This window comes from Variovorax sp. UC74_104 (genome assembly GCF_044055375.1).
Lineage (GTDB): Bacteria > Pseudomonadota > Gammaproteobacteria > Burkholderiales > Burkholderiaceae_C > Variovorax.
Genome location: NZ_CP171978.1, coordinates 3260181 through 3277538, shown reverse-complemented (window position 1 = coordinate 3277538; position 17358 = coordinate 3260181). Strand labels below are relative to the sequence as shown.

Sequence of the window (17358 nt, the reverse complement as noted above, 5' to 3'; positions counted from 1 at the left end):
TGCCCGCCACCTGCCAGATCGATGACCTCCTCCGCCCTGCCGAACCCCGCCCCGCGCCAGCTTCTGTCTTCCACCGTCCGCCGGGTCGCCGAGGCCGCGGCCTTCGTCGCGCTGGGCTTCGGCCCGGCCGCGCATGCCGCCGGCACGGCCATCCGGCTGGAGGACGACCGTGGCACCTCGGTCGAGCTGCAGGCCCCGGCCAAGCGCATCGTGTCGCTGATGCCCTCGCTGACCGAGACCGTGTGCGCGCTCGACGCCTGCGACCGGCTGGTGGGCATCGACCGCCACGCCAACTGGCCGGCGTCGGTGAAGGGGCTGCCGCAGGTGGGCGGCATCGACGACGCGAACGTCGAGCGCATCGTCGCGCTCAAGCCCGACCTGGTGCTGCTGCGCCCTCGCAGCCGCGCCGCCGAGCCGCTGGAGCGCCTGGGCCTGAAGGTGCTGGCGCTCGACGCCAAGACCCACGCCGACATGCGCCGCGTGATGGAAACCGTGGCCCGAGCCACCGGCCGCCCCGGTGCGGGCGAGGCCTACTGGCGCAAGCTCGACGCCGGGCTGGACGCAGCCCGCGCCCGCGTGCCGGCCGGCTGGAAGGGCCGGCGCGTGTATTTCGAGGTGCATGGCGGCATGGCCGCGGCCAGCGAGAGCTCCTTCATCGGCGAGACGCTGGCCCGCCTCGGGCTCGGCAATGCGGTGCCCGGCACGCTCGGCCCCTTCCCCAAGATGAGCCCCGAATTCGTGGTGCGCGCCAACCCCGACGTGCTGATGGTGTCGGCCCTCGGCGAGATCTCCGCCATGGCCGCACGGCCCGGCTGGTCTGCCATGTCGGCCATCCAGCGCGGGCGGGTGTGCAGCTTTGCCTCCGCGCGCTTCGACCTGATGATGCGGCCCGGTCCCCGGCTCGACGAGGCTGCCGATGCGATCGTGGGTTGCCTGAACTCCCTGGGCGACCCGAAGCCCTGAACGACCCGATGACGCAGCACCTGTCATCCGCCGGATCGAAATGCCGTTGACACTCCAGCAAGAAACCACGAGGAGCCATTCGCCCGACGGGCTCCCTCCCCCCCATGAAGCACCACAAGCGAACCTCGTCCACCCCCTTCGTGCGCGTAGGCCCCAGCGGCGTGCACGGCCTCGGCGCCTTCGCCACGCGCGACCTGCCGGCCGAAGCCTTTCTCGGCCTCTACGAAGGCCGCCGCTACACCAAGGCCGAGATCGCCACCAAGGTCTGGGACGACCAGCTCACCTACCTGTTCACGCTGTCGAACAACGAGACCATCGACGGCGCCAAGGGCGGCAACGCCACCCGCCACCTCAACCATTCGTGCGAGCCGAACTGCGAGGCGGTGGAGGAATACGACGAGGGCGGCGAACTGGTGCTCAAGTTCCAGACGCTTGTGGCGGTGGACGCGGGCGACGAGCTTTTCATCGACTACTCGCTCACAGCGGACGACGGCTCACCGCCGTCGAAGTACCCCTGCCACTGCGGCTCGCCGAACTGCAGGGGAACGATGCTGGCGCCGCCCGAGACGGAAAACGAAACCGCGGCCGTACAGGCCGTGCAGGCCGTGCAGGACGCCCCGGCCGCTCCTTGATTCAGGCCATCCCGCCCGCGGCGAGGTAGCGCGCATCCCATTGCGCGGCCAGCCGCCTCGCGCGATGCAGCGGCAACCGCGCCGCCTCGAAGTCGATCACGCATGCCACGTCGGCGGCCTCCGGCCGCGTCGGGCTCTCGCTGCTGCGTCCGTCCGTCAGTAGCCACAGCCAGCGCTGCCGCGTCTCGCTCTTCGCCAGCAACTGGTCGGCGCGCCGCACGCCCAGCGCGAGCGGCGTGCCGCCGCCGGCAGCGATGGGCGCGACCCAGTCGTCGTTCCACGCACTGGCGCGGCGCGGCGGCAGGCGCAGCTCCACCGTGTCGCCGGCAAAGCACAGCAGCGCGACATGGTCGCGGCGCTGGTAAGCCTCCTGCATCAGCGCGAGCAGCAGGCCCTTGGCGCGCGCGAGGCCGCCGTCGTCGCGCATGGAGGCCGAGCAATCGAGCAGGAAGCAGTGCAGCGCGCCGCTGCGCGCCTCCCGCGGACGATGGCGCAGGTGTTCGGCACGGAGCCGGCCGGCGCCGCGCGCCGCGAAGGTGCGCGGCCAATCGAAGGCAGCGCCGTGCGTGGCTGTGGCGTGCCATGCGTCCCTGTGCGAACCCTGCCTCCGGTCACCCTGGCGCGAGCCAGCGGGCGTGGCGTCCCGGAGGCTCAGGCTTTTTTTGAGGCGACCGCCTGCGCGGGGGCGATCAGCGGGCGCAGCGGCTTCACGCGCTCGATGCCGACGGGCTCGGGAGGCATGGCGCCCCAGTCCTCTCCACCCACATCTCCCGTGCCGCCCAAGTCGTTCGCGCTGTTCGTGCCGTCCTGCCCATTGACGGTCGCGGCGGGCCTTGCAGCGCCGGATGCCGGAGCCGGCGCTGCAGCCTCGGCCCCGGGCTTGCGACGATGCAGCAGCACCGCTTCGGCCACGCGCCGCACGTGGTCGGCCGTGATCCCGTCAGCACCTTCCCAGGCCGCGAGCGCCCGGGCCGAGCGCAGCATCACGAGATCGGCGCGCAGCCCGTCGACGCCGGCGGCAATGCACAGCGCGCCTACGGCCTCGTGCACCGCATCGCCATAAGGCAGCGCCGACGCATCGGCCACGAGCGTCCGCGCGCGCGCCAGCGAGGCAGCCAGCGCCGCCTCTTCCTGCGCATGCTTCGCGCGAAAGCCCTGCGGATCGGCATCGAAGGCCAGCCGGGCGCGAACGATGGCCTGCCGCTCGGCCGGCTCGTCGATGTTGCGCAACTGCACGCACAGGCCGAAGCGGTCGAGCAACTGCGGGCGCAGCGTGCCCTCCTCCGGGTTCATCGTGCCCACGAGCACGAAACGCGCGGCATGCCGGTGCGAGATGCCGTCGCGCTCCACCACGTTGACGCCGCTGGCGGCAGCGTCGAGCAGCGAATCGATCAGCGCGTCGGGCAGCAGGTTGATTTCGTCCACGTACAGCACGCCGCCATGCGCGCGCGCCAGCAGGCCGGGCGCGAAGGCGAGCTCATGGCCCACCAGGGCTTTCGCGAGGTCCAGCGTGCCGACCAGGCTTTCGAGGCTCGCGCCCAGCGGCAGCGTGACGAAGGGCGCGCCGGGCAGCAGCTCGGCGAGCGCGCGCGCCGCGGTAGTCTTGGCCGTGCCGCGCGGTCCTTCGATGAGCACGCCGCCCAGGCCCGGATCGACGGCGGCCAGCAGCAGGGCCTGGCGCAGATGCGGCTGGCCCGCTATCGCGGCAAAGGGAAAGGGCACCGGCATCGGGGCGGCTGTGGTCATCGGGGGATTCCTTCCATCCGCTGCTCGTGGTCGAGCAGCAGGTTCTCCAGCTGGGCGCGGTAGTCGCCGGGCGACTGCCAGAGGCCGCGCTGCATGGCTTCGAGCAGGCGGTTGAGCATGTCGGTCAGCGCGCGCGGGTTGTGTTCGTTCACGAAATCGCGGGTGGCGTCGTCGAGCACGTAGGCGTCGGCCACCATCGCGTACTGGTGGTCGCCGACCACGCGCGCGGTGGCGTCGAAGCCGAACAGGTAGTCGACCGTGGCGGCCATCTCGAAGGCGCCCTTGTAGCCGTGGCGCTTCACGCCGGCTATCCATTTCGGGTTGACCACGCGCGAGCGCACGACGCGGCCGATCTCTTCCTTCAGCGTGCGAACGCGCGGCGCCTGCGGGTTGCCGTGGTCGCCGTGGTACATGGCCGGCTGGCGGCCGCTCAGGTGGCGCACGGCGGCGGCCATGCCGCCCTGGAACTGGTAGTAGTCGTTGGAGTCGAGCAGGTCGTGCTCGCGGCTGTCCTGGTTCTGCATGACGACGGTCATCGCGCGCAGGCGGCGCTTCAGGGCGTCGGCCGCCGGTATGCCGTCGCTGCCCTGGCCGTAGGCATGGGCGCTGCCGCCGACGTAGGCCTTCGACAGGTCGTCGTCGCTCTGCCAGTCGCCGCGGTCGAAGAGCGGCTGCAGGCCGCTGCCATAGCTGCCCGGCGCCGAGCCGAACACGCGCCAGCCGGCCTGCGTGCGGGCAAGCTCGGGTGCCATGCCCTGCGCCTGCAGCGCGGCGGCCTCGCGCAGGATGCGCGCGCGGATCGGGTTGCGCTCTTCGTCCTCGTCTTCCTGCGCCGCCACGGCCTGTACGGCCGCGTCGAACATCTGCACGGCATTCGGGAATGCGTCGCGGAAGAAGCCCGAGATGCGCAGCGTGACGTCGATGCGCGGACGCCCCAGCCCGACCGTGGGCAGCACCTCGAAATCGACCACCCGCTGGCTGCCCGGCGCCCACTTCGGCCGCACGCCGATCAGCGCGAAGGCCTGCGCCAGGTCGTCCCCGCCGGTGCGCATGGTCGCCGTGCCCCAGACCGACAGGCCTAGCGCCGCCGGATAGTCGCCGTGCTCCTGCATGTGCCGTTCGACCAGCTGCGCTGCCGACTTGAGGCCGAGCATCCAGGCCGTGGGCGTGGGAATGGCGCGGGTGTCGACGGCGTAGAAGTTGCGGCCCGTCGGCAGCACGTCGGGCCGGCCGCGCGAGGGAGAGCCGCTCGGGCCCGGCGGCACGAAGCGGCCCTGCAGGGCGCGTGACAGCTGACGCAGCTCCTGCGTGCCGCAGGCGTCGAGCGCGGGTGCGAGGCTGCTGTCGATTCGGCTCATCACGGCGGCGGTGCGCGGCAGCTCGGGAGGACACGCGCCCTCTTCCATCAGCCGCTGCGCGAGCAGTTCCAGCCGCTCGCGCGTGTCGCCCTGGTGGCGCCATGCCTCCGTACTCACCGACTGCAGCAGCTCGGGGCGCGCGCCCTGCCATGGCTTGGCCGCGTCGATGTCGAGCGGATCGAAGGCGTCGTCGGGCAGCAGGTCTTGCGAGAGCGCGCCGAGCAAACCGGCGTTCGCACCCGCGCCATCGGCAGCGGGATAGCGCGCCAGCGCCAGCAGCGTGTCGCGCCGCAGCCGTCCGTTCGGGGAGGCGCCGAAGACGTGCAGCCCGTCGCGTATCTGCGTTTCCTTCAGCTCGCAGAGGTAGGCGTCGACGCGCGCGAGCACGGCGTCGTCTTCCTCCTGCGCGCCGGGCAAGCCCAGCTCCTCGATCAGGTGCTGCGCACGCACCGCGGCGAGGATCTGCGCGCGCAGCACCTTCGCGCGGCGCGCGTCGACCAGCAGCGCGTCGTAGTACTCGTCGACCTGCCGCTCCAGGTCCTGCATCGGGCCGTGGTTCTCCGCCCGCGTGAGCGACGGCATGAGGTGGTCGACGATGACCGCCTGCGTGCGCCGCTTGGCCTGCGCGCCCTCGCCCGGATCGTTGACGATGAACGGATACACGTTGGGCAGCGGCCCGAGGATCGCGTCGGGCCAGCAGGCCTGCGACAGCGCGATGCTCTTGCCGGGCAGCCATTCGAGGTTGCCGTGCTTGCCCACGTGCACCACCGCGTCGATGGCGAAGGCCTCGCGCAGCCAGAAGTAGAAGGCCAAGTAGCTGTGCGGCGGCACCAGCTCGGCGTCGTGGTAGCTCGCGTAGTCGGCGGCGCCCAGGCTGCCGAGCGCGCGCGCGGGCTGGATGCCGACGAACACGCGGCCCAGCCGCAGGCCGGCGATCATGAAGCGGCCGTTGCGCAGCATCGGGTCTTGCTCGGGCGCACCCCAGCGTTCGTCGATGGCTGCGGCCATGCCATCGGGCAGGCGTGACAGGCATGCCCGGTAGTCGGCCAGTGCGAAGCTCTGCCAGGCGGGCCGCGAAGCCCACTGCGACGGGTCGTTGGCGATGCCTTCCTGCAGCTTGCGCATCAGCGCATCGCCGTCGACGGGCATCGCATCGGGATCGCCGAGCGCATAGCCCTCGGCCGTCATCGCGTGCAGGATCGCCATCACCGAGGCCGGCGTGTCCAGCCCCACGCCGCTGCCGATGCGGCCTTCGCTGCCCGGGTAGTTGGCGAGGATCAGCGCGACGCGCTTCTCTTCTGCGCGCAGGCTGCGCAGCTTGCACCAGCGCCGCGCCAGCTCTGCCACGAAGGCGATGCGGTCGGGCTCGGGCTGGTAGTTCACCACCTCGGTCTGCGTGAGCTCGCAGCGGTGCGACAGGCCCTTGAAGCTCACGGCGCGCGTGACGATGCGGCCGTCCATCTCGGGTAGCGCGATCTGCATCGCGATGTCGCGCGGGCGCAGGCCCTGGCTGTCGGCCAGCCAGTCTTCCCGGTTGCCGCCGCTCACGATCACCTGCAGCACGGGGGCGTCGCCGGCCAGCTCGACCTCGTCGCTCTGTCCGCCCTGCCCCAGCGCCGCGAATGCGGTCGTGTTGAGCACGAGCTGCACATCGTGCTCTGCGCACAGCGCGCGCAGTGTGGAAAGGCACAGCGGATCCTTCAGCGAATCGAGCGCGACGGGCAGCGGGTTCAGTCCCTGCGCAGTCAAGGCCGCGGCGAGCGCATCGAAGGCCGCCGTGTTGCCCGACAGCAGGTGCGAGCGATAGAACACCAGCGCCACCACCGGCGCGCCCGCGTGCCAGCCGGCGCGCAGGTCGTCGATGCCGGCCACGGTATGCGAAGCGCCCACGCCGCCCGGCACGTGCAGCGCCACCTGCGGCAGGCTGCGCGGCGGCAGCGGCGCTTCGCCGTGGCCCAGGCCGTGAAAGGCCACGGCGCGCAGGAACTGCATCGCATTGCCTGCCCCGCCGCTGCGCATGTACTGCCAGAGCCGGCGGCTCACCGCGCGCGACAGCGTGCCGCGCGCGAGCAGGTCTTCGTCTTCCTGCAGGTCGCCGGAGAACATGGCGAGTTGCTGGCCCTTGCGCCTGGCCAGCTTCTCGAGCTGCTGCAGCCCGTAGGCCCAGGCCGATTCGGCGCCCAGGTGGTCGACCACCACCACGCGCGCATGCTGCAGCACCTCGTCGACGTAGAGGTCGAGCGAGGCCGGCTGGCGCAGGTACATGAGGTTGGCCAGCCGCAGCGACGGATAGCCGGGGTCGGTGGCCGCCAGCGCGGTGCGCGCGGCGGCGAGCAGCGCGAGCGTCGTGTCGGCCGAGCTGAGCACCACGATGTCGCCCGGCGTCTGGTCGAGGCGCGTGACGACGCTGTCGTCCTCGACGAAGCGTCCGGGCTGGGTGCTCAGCAGGTGCATGCGCTCGGGGCGTCAGGCGGTGGCGACCGCGCTCGCCTCTTCGAGCGCCTTGCGCAGCGCGCCTTCGTCCAGGTCTTCGCCGATGAACACCAGCCGCGTGCGCTGCGCCTCGCCGTCGCGCCAGCGGCGGTCGAAGTGATGGTCGAAGCGGCGGCCCACGCCTTGCACCAGCAGGCGCATCGGCTTGCCCGGCACGGCGACGAAGCCCTTCACGCGGTAGATGGTGTGCTGCTCGACCAGCTTGCCGAGCGCGGCCAGCAGGCTGTCGCGCTCGACGGGCGGCAACTCGATCACGAGCGAATCGAACTCGTCGTGGTCGTGGTCTTCCTCGTGGTCGTGGTGGCTCTCGCGCAGGTGGATGGTGTCCTCGGCCGCGCGGCCCTGGCCCAGCAGCAGCGCGAGCGGCAGCCGGCCTTCGCTGGCGGCGACGATCTTCACCTCGGGCGGCAGTTCCTCGCGCACCAGCGCCTCGACCTTGGCGCGCGCCGCGTCGTCCATCAGGTCGGTCTTGTTGAGAACCACGAGGTCGGCGGCCGAGAGCTGGTCTTCGAACAGCTCGTGCAGCGGCGATTCGTGGTCGAGGTCGGGATCGGCGCGGCGGGCTTCATCGACCGCCTGCGGGTTCTCGGCGAATTGGCCCGAGGCGGCGGCGGGACCGTCGACCACCGTCACCACCGAATCGACGGTGAAGATGTTGGCGATGTCCGGCCACTGGAAGGCCTGCACCAGCGGCTTGGGCAGCGCGAGGCCGGAGGTTTCGATGAGCACCGCGTCGAGCTCGCCGCGGCGTTCGGCCAGTTGCAGCATCACCGGCAGGAACTCCTCCTGCACCGTGCAGCAGACGCAGCCGTTGGCCAGTTCGTAGAGCGCGCCTTCACGCTCGTTGCCTTCGTCGTCGCAGCCGATGCCGCAGCCGCGCAGGATCTCGCCGTCGATGCCCAGCTCGCCGAACTCGTTGACGATCACCGCGATGCGGCGGCCTTCGGCGTTGCCGAGGATGTGGCGCAGCAGCGTGGTCTTGCCGCTGCCGAGGAAGCCCGTGACGATGGTGACGGGGATCTTGGCGTTGCTTGGGGTCATGGGGTGGATTCTTTCAGGCGCTCGCGAGCGGGGCGCACCAGCAAGGCGAAAGTGGCGCCGGATGATTCCGGCGCCACCGATGGAAACGGACAGCCTCCCCGAGGCCTGCCCCGGGGAAGCGACGAGAGGAAGAGGTCAGACGCCGCCGTACAGGCGGCGCTCGACGAAGACGGAACCCTGCAGCCGGCGCCATGCCTTGGCGGCAGCCAGCACGCCCAGGTCGACCAGAGGCTCGACCAGCACCACCGTCATGTAGGCGGCGCCGAAGCTGGCGATCTGGCTCATGTTCTCGATGCCGGTGCCGCGTCCGTACAGCGCCCAGAAGCCGACCCACACCACGATGCCGCCCTGGTAGGCCACCGAGAGCTTGAAAGCCTCGCGGTAGCCGATGTCCACATAGGCCAGCTTCTCGGGAATGATGCGGCGCGCCAGCGCGGAGGTCGCGAACAGCGGCACCAGCAGCGTGGTGACGTTCATGCCGTACTGCGGAATGTCCTGCGGCTCGAAGAACAGCCCCTGAATCAGCAGGCCGCCCGCCAGGCCAATGGCCGCGGGCGCGAGACCGAACACCAGCAGCAGCGTGGTGCCCAGGATCAGGTGCACCTCCGACACGCCCACCGGGTGATGCGGAAACACCTCGAAGAAGCAGAACACCAGCGCCATGGCAATGGCGGAGCGCAGCACCAGTGCGGCAGGCCCGTCCTTCATGAGCGTCTGGAACGCGACCTTGCCGGTGTAGGCAAGCGCGGCGGCTGCCGTCGCGTAGCTGAGGAATATCTTGGATCCGTCGACTAGACCTGGTTCGATGTGCATCGAGCACCTCCTGAAATGCACCGCGGTGCGAAAGTTGATTGTTGGTGGATGGGCAGGCTGGCGCAAGCCCCGTTCATGAACGCCGCAGCGCCTGCCGCGCGCCCGGCATGGCCGCCGGCTTCGGTTTTCGCCGCAGCCGTCGCCAGCCGATCACGACGCCGCTGGCCGAAGCCACCGCGCCGACGAGGGAAAGCAGCCACATCACGAGATCCCAGGCCGGCCGGTATTGGATGAGCCAGGGAAAGTCGAGGCTGTGCGCCGCATTGAAGAGCCAGCGGCGCAGGCGCGAGCTGGCGTCGCTGCTGCCGGCCACCTGGCCGCTGGATGGGTCGATGTAGATCCAGCTGCGCACCGGGTCGTCGAACTGCAGGCGCCAGACGGGCACGATGCGCTCGCGGTGATGGCCGTACCAGTGGAAGTCCTCGCGGGTCTGGAGCACGGCCTCGGTGATGTTCGAGCCGGGGCGCAGGCGGGCGGCGGCGCGCAGGATGTCGTCCTTCGCGATGGTGGCCGGCGCGCCGGTGGCGGCATCGACCACCCGCACGCGGGCCTTGGCATCGCGCAGCTGCAGCAGCGGCCTGCCGTCGAACCACAGCAGCACGGCCTCGCGGGGTGCGTCGGCGCCGTCGTCCGCCGGCAACGACGCGGGCGGCCACGGGAACGGCGACGTACCGGCTCCCGTGTAGTTCGCCATCGCCGCGGCATCGCCGGCTCCGCGCTGGAACCAGCCGTTGGGGTTCATCGACAGCCAGCCGCTGACGATCCAGGTCAGCACGAAGAAGCCGCCGACCAGCCCCGCGATGTGATGCCAGGCCATCCAGCCGCTGTAGGGCGTGACCGCCCCGCTGCGGAAACGTCGCCGCAGGCGCACGCGAAGGATGCCGATGACGATGCCCGTCACGGCCGAGACGATGCAGGCGGCCGACAGCCACACCACCACGTCGTGCCACAGCGGCGGATCGGCGCGCAGCGGCGTGAAGTAAATCCAGTGCGGCACCGAGCCCAGCCAGTTCCAGAAGCGCTCGTGTCGCGTGGTGTCGCGCACCACTTCGCCATTGACCTGCGACACGTAGAGCTCGGTGCCCGGTGCGTCGCCGACCTCGATGCGGTGCAGCGGTCGCAGCGGGTTCAGGCCCTGCGGCACGGTCCACTGGTCGCGCTCCAGCGTCTCGGCCCAGCGGGCGCCGGCATGGCCGGAGAAGTCGCGCGCGATCGACTCGGCCTGCACGGCATCGACCGGGCCGGGCATGCGGCCGTCGCGTGCCGACACCGTATGCCGGCCGCCACGCGCGTCAACGATGCGCCAGACGGGGCCGGCGCCGGTTCCGCCCTGCGTCTCCAGCACCATGCGCCGCGGCGGCTGGGCGCGCACATCCTTGGGCAGCGCTTCGAGCGCAGCCGCTGGAGACACCGTCGCCTGCCGGAAGCGCAGCGGCGAGAGCCCCGCAAGGCGCTCCTCGTCCGTGAGGTTCGGATATCCCACGTACATCATCACCACGCCCGAGAGGAACCACATGACGAACAGCAGGCAGCCGCCGATGCCCAGCCACCGGTGCGTCCAGTAGAGCCAGTGCCGGATGCGCGGCCAAGCGCGGCGCCATGCGGAGGTCATGCGTTCTTCGTCCTGCCCGTCGTTCAGAAGCTGACCAGCGCCGACAGCTCGAAGGAGCGCGGACGCCCCAGCAGCCACTGGTTGCCGCCGTTCGAGAACGACACCGGATAGCGTCGGTCGGCCAGGTTGTAGGCACGCAGCGCGAGCTTGAGCGACGGATTCGCCTGCCAGCTCACGCCCGCATCGGCGACCGTGTAGGAGCCGATCTTTCGCGAGTTGGCCGAATCGACCTGGCGCGAGCCCACGTAGCGCAGGCCGACGTCGGCCTCCCACTGCGGCAGGAAGCGCCAGGTGAGCCAGAGGTTGGCGGCCTCCTCCGGCACGCCGGTGGGCGTGTTGCCGGCGCGAGAGACCAGCCTGCCGCCGACCACTTCGTTGAAGTCGTCGTAGCGCGCACGCAGCTTGGCGACGTTGGCCTCGAGCCGCAGCGTGGAGCTCAGCGCCAGGTCGAGCGTGGCCTCGATGCCTTCGGAAGACTGCTTGCCGACCTGCTGGGTGACGGTCGGATCGATGGCGTCGCGCGACAGCAGCTTGTTCTTGTCGATGCGGTAGGCGGCGACGGTCCAGGCGCCGCGGTTGTCCGCGAGCTGGCGCTTGTAGCCGACCTCGACCTGCCGGCCGGTGCTGAGGTCGAAGGCCGCCTGCGACGCGGAGGTGGTCACCAGCGAGCCCAGCGGATCGGCCGCGCGCGCCACTTGCGCGTAGAACGACTGCGAGGCGTCGGGTGCGTAGACCACACCGAGGCGGCCGGTGGCGTACTCGAAGGTCTTGCCGAAGCTGTTGGCGGCGTTCTGCAGGTCGGTGCGCGCGACCTTCGCGTGGTCCCAGCGCAGGCTGCCCACCACCGACCACCGCTCGTTGAAGGCCAGCTTGTCCTCGGCAAAGAAGGCGTAGGTGCTGGTCTTCGTCTTGTAGCGCGGCGTGTAGGCCACGGGCGACGCGTAGTAACCGGGGCTGAAGACGAAGGGATCGACCACCGATCGGCCACCGTAGGGAGAGTCGTTGGTGTGCGTGAAGTCGATGCGGTTCACGTCGAAGCCCACCAGCACCTGGTTGGCCAGGCCGAACATCCCGTGCCTGAAGGTGGCGTCGGTGCGGTTGCCGATCTGCTCCTGGTCGTGGCCGATCTCCAGGTAGTCGCCGCGCGTCACGCGGCGGGTGGCGGGGCTGTAGGTGTAGGTCTCGCTGTTGCGCCAGTGGCGCTTGCTCTCCAGCCGGTAGAGCTGGTTGCGCACGGTGACGGCGTCGCTGGGCGTCCACTGGGCGTCGAGGCGGGTCCACTTGTCGCGGTACTTGATCTCGGCATCGTCCACGTTGTAGTTCTGTCGCAGCGTCTGGCTGCTCAGGCGGCCGTCGATCAGCGGCACGCCGTAGTAGCGCTGCGGCGACTGGCGGCCCTCGTCGTGCGAGAGCGTGAACTGCAGCTGCGGTGACACGTCGAGCCGCACGGCCGCGCTCACGGCCAGGCTCTCGGCCTCGCCGCGCTGCATGAAGCCGTCTGTGTTGCGCTGGCTGATGTCGAATCGGTACGAAAGCCGGTCGTTGATCGCCCCGCCGCTGCCGAAGGCCACCTGCCGCGTGGCGTCGGAGCCGAGCGTGAGCAGCGCTTCATTGCGGATCGGCCCGCGCGTGGGCTTCTTCGGCACCACGTTGATCGCGCCGCCGATGGCGCCCTCGCCGTACATCACGGAGGCCGCGCCGCGCAGCACCTCGATGCGGTCGGCCGACCAGGTGTCGAAGGGAAAGGTGACGGTGCCGGCGCCCGCGTAGAGGCGCGTGCCGTCGAAGAGCTGCATCACCGAGCCGTGGCCGAGGAAGCCGCGCGCCACCAGCGCGGTGCCGCCGTTGCCCGGACCGGGCGAGCCGGTGATGCCGGTGGCGCGGGTGACGGCGTCGACCACCGAGACGTCGCCGCGCGCGCGGATGGTGTCGCCCGACAGCACCTCGACGCTGGCCGGCGTCTCGAGCGGCGTGAGGCCCAGGCGGCTGCCGGTCTGCGTGGGTTCGTCGATGGCCAATGGCGTGTGCCGTTCGGCATCGACCTGGATCGGCTTGAGGGTCTGGCCGTCGGGCGTTTGCGCGAAGGCCGCCGCACAGGGCCCCAGGGCCAGCCCCCAACCCAGCGAAAGACTGGAAAGCCCCGAAAACCGCGCCCAGCGCCGCGGCCGTTGCGACGCCCTCCTGCGATCGCGTCCTGGCGGCGATGCATGACCCATGAAGTTTCTCCTCCGGCCTGCGTCCCCGCAGGCTCCTGACCGATGAAGGACGCGGCGGGGGGTAGAGGCGAAGGGACTGCGGCGGCTCGCGGGCGAGTGAAGCGGCAGGCCCGGACACGCACTCCCGCAGCGTCCGAAGGCGGTTGCGAAGGCCGGTATCCGGGCTTGCGGAGTGCCGCGGCATGCTTTGGATGCACGCCGCGGCGGAAATCCTCGCCTTCCCACGCCAAAGCGCAGTGGCTGCCCGTGCCGATCGATGAGGCACGAGCCCGAGGGTTCCAGATCCGCTGACCGTTGCGGGGGCAGCGCAGGAATTGGCGCGTCCATCGCTCTCGGGAGAGAACGACGGCGCAGCTCACCTGCTTCCCGTTTAACCCCGTCGCCAAGGATGAGATGGCGTGCGGGGCACCTTCGAACCGTGTTGTCCGGTGCGGCGGGTAACTAATGAAAACTGCCGCATCGGAACGGCGGGATTATAGGTAGCGCCCCTCCGGGCCCCTCCAGGCCCCGCTGGCGGCCTCAGGGGCCGCCGGGCCCGAACAGCCGCCGCATCATGGCCACTCCCGCCACAAGCGCATTGGAGTAGGTGGCGTACGGCTCGTGGGCCGCCTCCAGCGGCACGTAGACGTGGGAGGTTTCGCCGGGCGCGCCGGGCGAGTCGTCCACGGCTTCCATCAGCACCCAGTAGAACTCGCCCGCCTCCAGTTCGTGGACGGTGAGCGCGATGTTTCTCGAGGGGGGCATGGTGCGAGGATGAATGTGCTGCCTGATTACTGGATGAACAGGGAACGCACGGGTGCGGTTGACAGAGCTTTCGGGGTTCTCCTACAGAGCATGCCCCGGCTGCGACCTAATGTTGTATTCACAGGGATCTCCGAGTTTTCGAAGAAGAACCGACCAAGAACAGGAGGCAGCAATGAAGCACTTCACTCTTGAACCCGGCATGCGATCGAGCATCGGCGGCGCCTTCTACCCGACCGGCTACTCGATGGTGATGTTCCCCAGCGCGCAAGACGCGGACCGCATCGGCCACCGCCTGATCGAAAAAGGCGTGAGCGGCGACGAGGTCTACCTGCTTCCCGCCGAGACGGTGCTCGCGGAGATCGCGCCGACGGTGAGTTCGGCCGACAGCCCCCTTCCCTCCGCCGGCACCGACGCGGCGACGGTGCGTGCCTACGCCAAGCTGGCGCAGGAGGGCCATACCGGCCTGCTCGTCAGGACCAAGGACGGCGCGGCGGCCGAGCGGCTGATGGAACTGGTGCGCACCGTGCCCTACTCCATCGCCCAGCGCTACCGCACGCTGGTGATCGAAGATCTCTGAGCCGACGGCGGCGCCCGCCAAGCGTCAGGCCGGCACCGCCATCGATACAGCCCGCTGCACCACGTCGCGGGCCATGGCCTGAGCCAGTTCGTGCTCGCCGAGGAAAACGGTGGCTGATGTTTCCTGCGTGAGCAACCGCGCTTCCTGCTCGTTGTGGCTGCGGATCACGGTCTGGATGGCGGGGTTGAGCGTGCGCGCGGTTTCCATCATCTGGCGCACGTTCATGGTGTCCGGCGTTGCAACCACCAGCACGCGTGCACGCGCGATGTGGGCCTGGATCAGCACCGCCGGGTCGGCTGCATCGCCCCACACCGCCGGCGTGCCTGCCTCGCGCAGCTTCTCGACCAGCTCGCGGTTCTGCTCCGCCACCACGTAGGGAATGTCGTTGGCGTCGAGTTCGGCCGCGATGCGGCGCCCGACCCGGCCGTAGCCCACCAGCACCACCTGCCGCGAGAGGTACTTGGCCTCGGTGGTCATGGGCAGCTCGGCCAGCGGGTCCTCGCGCATCTCCAGGCCGCGCGCGAAGGAGGAATGCGCATGCAGCCATTTCTGCATCGGCGCGATCAGGCTGAACCACAGCGGATTGGTGGCGATGGAAATCAGCGCCCCGGCCAGCACCAGGCTCTGCCCTTCCACCGGCAGCAGGCCCAGCGACACGCCCAGCCCGGCCAGGATGAAGGAGAACTCGCCGATCTGCGCCAGGCTCGCGCTCACCGTGAGCGCCGTGCCCAGCGGATAGCGGAACACCAGCACCAGCGCGCAGGCCGCGAGCGACTTGCCCAGCACGATCACCAGCACCACCGCCAGCACCTGCAGTGGCCGCTCGATCAGCACCGATGGGTCGAACAGCATGCCGACCGACACGAAGAACAGCACCGCGAAGGCGTCGCGCAGCGGCAGCGACTCCTGCGCGGCCCGGTGGGCGAACTGCGACTCGCGCATCACCATCCCGGCGAAGAAGGCGCCCAGCGCGAAGGAAACGCCGAAGAGCGCCGCCGACGCGTAGGCGATGCTCACGGCCGCCGCCACCACGCACAGCGTGAACAACTCGCGCGAGCCGGTGCGCGTGACCTGCCAGAGGATCCACGGGAACACGCGGCGCCCCACCACCAGCATCAGCGCGACGAAGCCGCCCACCTGCAGCAGCGTGAGGCCCAGCGTCTGCCACAGCGGGTCGGCATTGCCAGCTGCGCCTGCCCCGCCCTGCACGCCGAGCGTGCCCGCCAGCGGCGGCAGCAGCACGAGCACCAGCACCATCGCCAGGTCTTCCACCACCAGCCAGCCGACGGCGATGCGCCCGGTGAACGAATCGAGGATGCCCAGGCTTTCCAGCGCGCGCAGCAGCACGACCGTGCTCGCCACCGACAGCGCCAGCCCGAACACCAGCGCAGCGCCGGGGCTCCAGCCCCACCACAGGGCCAGGCCGCCGCCCAGCAGCGTGGCCACCGCAATCTGCGCGAGCGCGCCCGGCAGCGCGATCTTGCGCACCGCCAGCAGGTCGTCGAGGGAGAAATGAAGGCCCACGCCGAACATCAGCAGCATCACGCCGATTTCCGCGAGCTGGGCCGCGATGCCCGCGTCGGCCACGAAACCCGGCGTGAAGGGCCCGATGATCACGCCCGCCAGCAGGTAGCCGACCAGCGCCGGCAATCGCAGCCTGGCCGCAAGAAAGCCGAGCATGAGCGCCAGCCCCAGGCCGGCGGCGATCGTGTTGATGAGGGAGACGCTGTGGGGCATCGCTGCATTTTGCAGGAACGATGCCCGGCCTTTTGGTTCGTCAGGCCATCCGCGGACGGCAGCTCAGCCGGCCATCTTGCTGGTGCGGGCGGCGTCGAGCGCCTCGGGCTCCTGCGCCTCCACCCAGCTCTCGTTGTTGAGCCCGGCCTGCAGCCGGGCCTCGTCGAGCTCGTTGGTCCACTTGGCGACCACGATGGTGGCGACGCCGTTGCCGATCAGGTTGGTCAGCGCGCGGGCTTCCGACATGAAGCGGTCGATGCCCAGGATCAGCGCAAGGCCAGCCACCGGCACGTGCCCCACCGCCGACAGCGTGGCCGCCAGCACGATGAAGCCGCTGCCCGTGACGCCTGCCGCGCCCTTGGAGGTGAGCAGCAGCACCGCCAGCAGCGTGATCTCCTGCGTGAGCGTCATTGGCGTGCTGGTCGCCTGCGCGATGAACACGGCCGCCATCGTCAGGTAGATGGAAGTGCCGTCGAGGTTGAACGAATAGCCGGTGGGGATGACAAGGCCCACGCAGGTCTTGTTCGCGCCCAGGTTCTCCATCTTCTCCATCATGCGCGGCAGCACCGATTCGCTCGACGAGGTGCCCAGCACGATCAGCAGCTCTTCCTTGATGTACTTGATGAACTTCCAGATGCTGAACCCATGGAACTTCGCAATGAGCCCCAGCACCACGAAGATGAACAGCAGGCAGGTCAGGTAGAAGGTGCCCATCAGCTTGCCCAGCGAGAACAGGCTGCCCAGCCCGTACTTGCCGATGGTGAAGGCCATGGCACCGAAAGCGCCGATGGGCGCCAGCTTCATGATGTAGTTGACGATGCCGAAGAGCACGTGCGAGCCCTTCTCGATCACGTCGAACACCAGCGTGCCGCGGCCGCCGAAGCGGTGCAGCGCGAAGCCGAACATCACGGCGATCAGCAGCACCTGCAAAATTTCGCCCTTGGCGAAGGCATCCACGATGGTGTTCGGGATGATGTTCATGATGAAGTCGACCGTGCCGGTCATCTTGCCCGGGCCGGTATAGGCCGCGATGCTCTTGGTGTCGAGCGTGGCCGGATCGACGTTCATGCCGGCGCCGGGCTTGAGCACGTTCACCAGCACCAGCCCCACGACGAGCGCGATGGTGCTCACGACCTCGAAGTACAGCAGCGCCAGGCCGCCCGTCTTGCCGACCTTCTTCATGTCTTCCATGCCGGCGATGCCCACCACCACCGTGCAGAAGATGATCGGCGCGATGATCATCTTGATCAGCTTGATGAAGCCGTCGCCCAGCGGCTTCATCGCCTCGCCGGCCGCCGGATAGAAGTGGCCGAGCAGCACGCCGATGACCACGGCGGTGATCACCTGGACATAGAGCGAGCGGTACAGCGGGAGCTTTCTGGCGGGTGTGCTTGTTGTGCTTTCCATGTTTGCCTCCGGAGGGTTG

Annotated in this window: 13 protein-coding genes and 1 riboswitch; of the genes, 3 read left to right on the top strand and 10 right to left on the bottom strand. The window is 69.9% G+C overall.

The genetic code is table 11. The annotated features are described in order from the left end of the window. The first annotated feature begins 21 nt into the window (after nt 1-21). Together ACHMXA_RS15270 and ACHMXA_RS15265 are read left to right on the top strand one after the other, a co-directional pair. Nucleotides 22-963 carry an ABC transporter substrate-binding protein gene (locus ACHMXA_RS15270; RefSeq protein ID WP_176667498.1) on the top strand — a complete coding sequence of 314 codons (942 nt, stop codon included), beginning with the start codon at nt 22-24 and terminating at the stop codon, nt 961-963. A gap of 104 nt (nt 964-1067) precedes the next feature. Next, nucleotides 1068-1595, top strand: a complete 528-nt coding sequence (locus ACHMXA_RS15265) for an SET domain-containing protein (RefSeq protein WP_176667497.1) — start codon at nt 1068-1070, stop codon at nt 1593-1595. Between the two features lies 1 nt (nt 1596). Here ACHMXA_RS15265 and ACHMXA_RS15260 read toward each other — a convergent pair whose 3' ends face one another. The 8 genes from ACHMXA_RS15260 to ACHMXA_RS15225 form a co-directional block, all read right to left on the bottom strand. Beyond that, nucleotides 1597-2022 carry a hypothetical protein gene (locus tag ACHMXA_RS15260; RefSeq protein ID WP_395315734.1) on the bottom strand — a complete coding sequence of 142 codons (426 nt, stop codon included), beginning with the start codon at nt 2020-2022 and terminating at the stop codon, nt 1597-1599. 224 nt (nt 2023-2246) lie between these two features. Further along, entirely contained in the window at nt 2247-3341 is a 1095-nt protein-coding gene (locus ACHMXA_RS15255) for an ATP-binding protein (RefSeq protein WP_395315733.1), read from the bottom strand. Continuing rightward, nucleotides 3338-7153: a cobaltochelatase subunit CobN gene (gene cobN, locus ACHMXA_RS15250; RefSeq protein ID WP_395315732.1), complete on the bottom strand. Its 3816-nt coding sequence runs from the start codon at nt 7151-7153 to the stop codon at nt 3338-3340. The genes ACHMXA_RS15255 and cobN overlap by 4 nt, the downstream gene beginning before the upstream one ends. Before the next feature lie 12 nt (nt 7154-7165). Next, the gene (gene cobW, locus ACHMXA_RS15245; RefSeq protein ID WP_395315731.1) at nt 7166-8233 is read right to left on the bottom strand and encodes a cobalamin biosynthesis protein CobW; all 1068 of its coding nucleotides are present in this window, start codon (nt 8231-8233) and stop codon (nt 7166-7168) included. 135 nt (nt 8234-8368) lie between these two features. After that, nucleotides 8369-9046 (bottom strand): energy-coupling factor ABC transporter permease, encoded by a 678-nt coding sequence (locus ACHMXA_RS15240; protein ID WP_176667493.1) that lies wholly within the window; start codon nt 9044-9046, stop codon nt 8369-8371. Between the two features lie 73 nt (nt 9047-9119). Then, complete coding sequence (locus ACHMXA_RS15235) at nt 9120-10658, bottom strand: PepSY domain-containing protein (RefSeq protein ID WP_176667492.1); 1539 nt, start codon at nt 10656-10658, stop codon at nt 9120-9122. Nucleotides 10659-10681: 23 nt separating this feature from the next. Further along, the gene (locus ACHMXA_RS15230; protein ID WP_176667491.1) at nt 10682-12874 is read right to left on the bottom strand and encodes a TonB-dependent siderophore receptor; all 2193 of its coding nucleotides are present in this window, start codon (nt 12872-12874) and stop codon (nt 10682-10684) included. A gap of 132 nt (nt 12875-13006) precedes the next feature. Next, a riboswitch (cobalamin riboswitch) is annotated at nt 13007-13302 on the bottom strand. A gap of 91 nt (nt 13303-13393) precedes the next feature. Next, a complete protein-coding gene (locus tag ACHMXA_RS15225; protein WP_176667490.1) occupies nt 13394-13618 on the bottom strand; it encodes a hypothetical protein in 225 nt (74 codons plus the stop codon). 172 nt (nt 13619-13790) lie between these two features. On the opposite strand from ACHMXA_RS15225, the gene ACHMXA_RS15220 reads away from it, so the two are divergent. Beyond that, nucleotides 13791-14195 (top strand): hypothetical protein, encoded by a 405-nt coding sequence (locus ACHMXA_RS15220; protein WP_176667489.1) that lies wholly within the window; start codon nt 13791-13793, stop codon nt 14193-14195. Between the two features lie 24 nt (nt 14196-14219). Here the strand turns inward: ACHMXA_RS15220 and ybaL are convergent, their stop codons facing one another. Beyond that, the gene (gene ybaL, locus ACHMXA_RS15215) at nt 14220-15932 is read right to left on the bottom strand and encodes a YbaL family putative K(+) efflux transporter (protein WP_176667488.1); all 1713 of its coding nucleotides are present in this window, start codon (nt 15930-15932) and stop codon (nt 14220-14222) included. 63 nt (nt 15933-15995) lie between these two features. Beyond that, nucleotides 15996-17339 (bottom strand): dicarboxylate/amino acid:cation symporter, encoded by a 1344-nt coding sequence (locus ACHMXA_RS15210; RefSeq protein WP_395315730.1) that lies wholly within the window; start codon nt 17337-17339, stop codon nt 15996-15998. Nucleotides 17340-17358: the final 19 nt, after the last annotated feature.

What these genes read in the sequence shown, in the direction of transcription:
- ACHMXA_RS15225 (WP_176667490.1), bottom strand. Translation starts at nt 13,618, where the DNA reads ATGCCCCCCTCGAGAAACATCGCGCTCACCGTCCACGAACTGGAGGCG.
- ACHMXA_RS15270 (WP_176667498.1), top strand. Translation starts at nt 22, where the DNA reads ATGACCTCCTCCGCCCTGCCGAACCCCGCCCCGCGCCAGCTTCTGTCT.
- ACHMXA_RS15255 (WP_395315733.1), bottom strand. Translation starts at nt 3,341, where the DNA reads ATGACCACAGCCGCCCCGATGCCGGTGCCCTTTCCCTTTGCCGCGATA.
- ACHMXA_RS15235 (WP_176667492.1), bottom strand. Translation starts at nt 10,658, where the DNA reads ATGACCTCCGCATGGCGCCGCGCTTGGCCGCGCATCCGGCACTGGCTC.
- ybaL (WP_176667488.1), bottom strand. Translation starts at nt 15,932, where the DNA reads ATGCCCCACAGCGTCTCCCTCATCAACACGATCGCCGCCGGCCTGGGG.
- ACHMXA_RS15220 (WP_176667489.1), top strand. Translation starts at nt 13,791, where the DNA reads ATGAAGCACTTCACTCTTGAACCCGGCATGCGATCGAGCATCGGCGGC.
- cobW (WP_395315731.1), bottom strand. Translation starts at nt 8,233, where the DNA reads ATGACCCCAAGCAACGCCAAGATCCCCGTCACCATCGTCACGGGCTTC.
- ACHMXA_RS15230 (WP_176667491.1), bottom strand. Translation starts at nt 12,874, where the DNA reads ATGGGTCATGCATCGCCGCCAGGACGCGATCGCAGGAGGGCGTCGCAA.
- ACHMXA_RS15240 (WP_176667493.1), bottom strand. Translation starts at nt 9,046, where the DNA reads ATGCACATCGAACCAGGTCTAGTCGACGGATCCAAGATATTCCTCAGC.
- cobN (WP_395315732.1), bottom strand. Translation starts at nt 7,153, where the DNA reads ATGCACCTGCTGAGCACCCAGCCCGGACGCTTCGTCGAGGACGACAGC.
- ACHMXA_RS15210 (WP_395315730.1), bottom strand. Translation starts at nt 17,339, where the DNA reads ATGGAAAGCACAACAAGCACACCCGCCAGAAAGCTCCCGCTGTACCGC.
- ACHMXA_RS15260 (WP_395315734.1), bottom strand. Translation starts at nt 2,022, where the DNA reads ATGCGCGACGACGGCGGCCTCGCGCGCGCCAAGGGCCTGCTGCTCGCG.
- ACHMXA_RS15265 (WP_176667497.1), top strand. Translation starts at nt 1,068, where the DNA reads ATGAAGCACCACAAGCGAACCTCGTCCACCCCCTTCGTGCGCGTAGGC.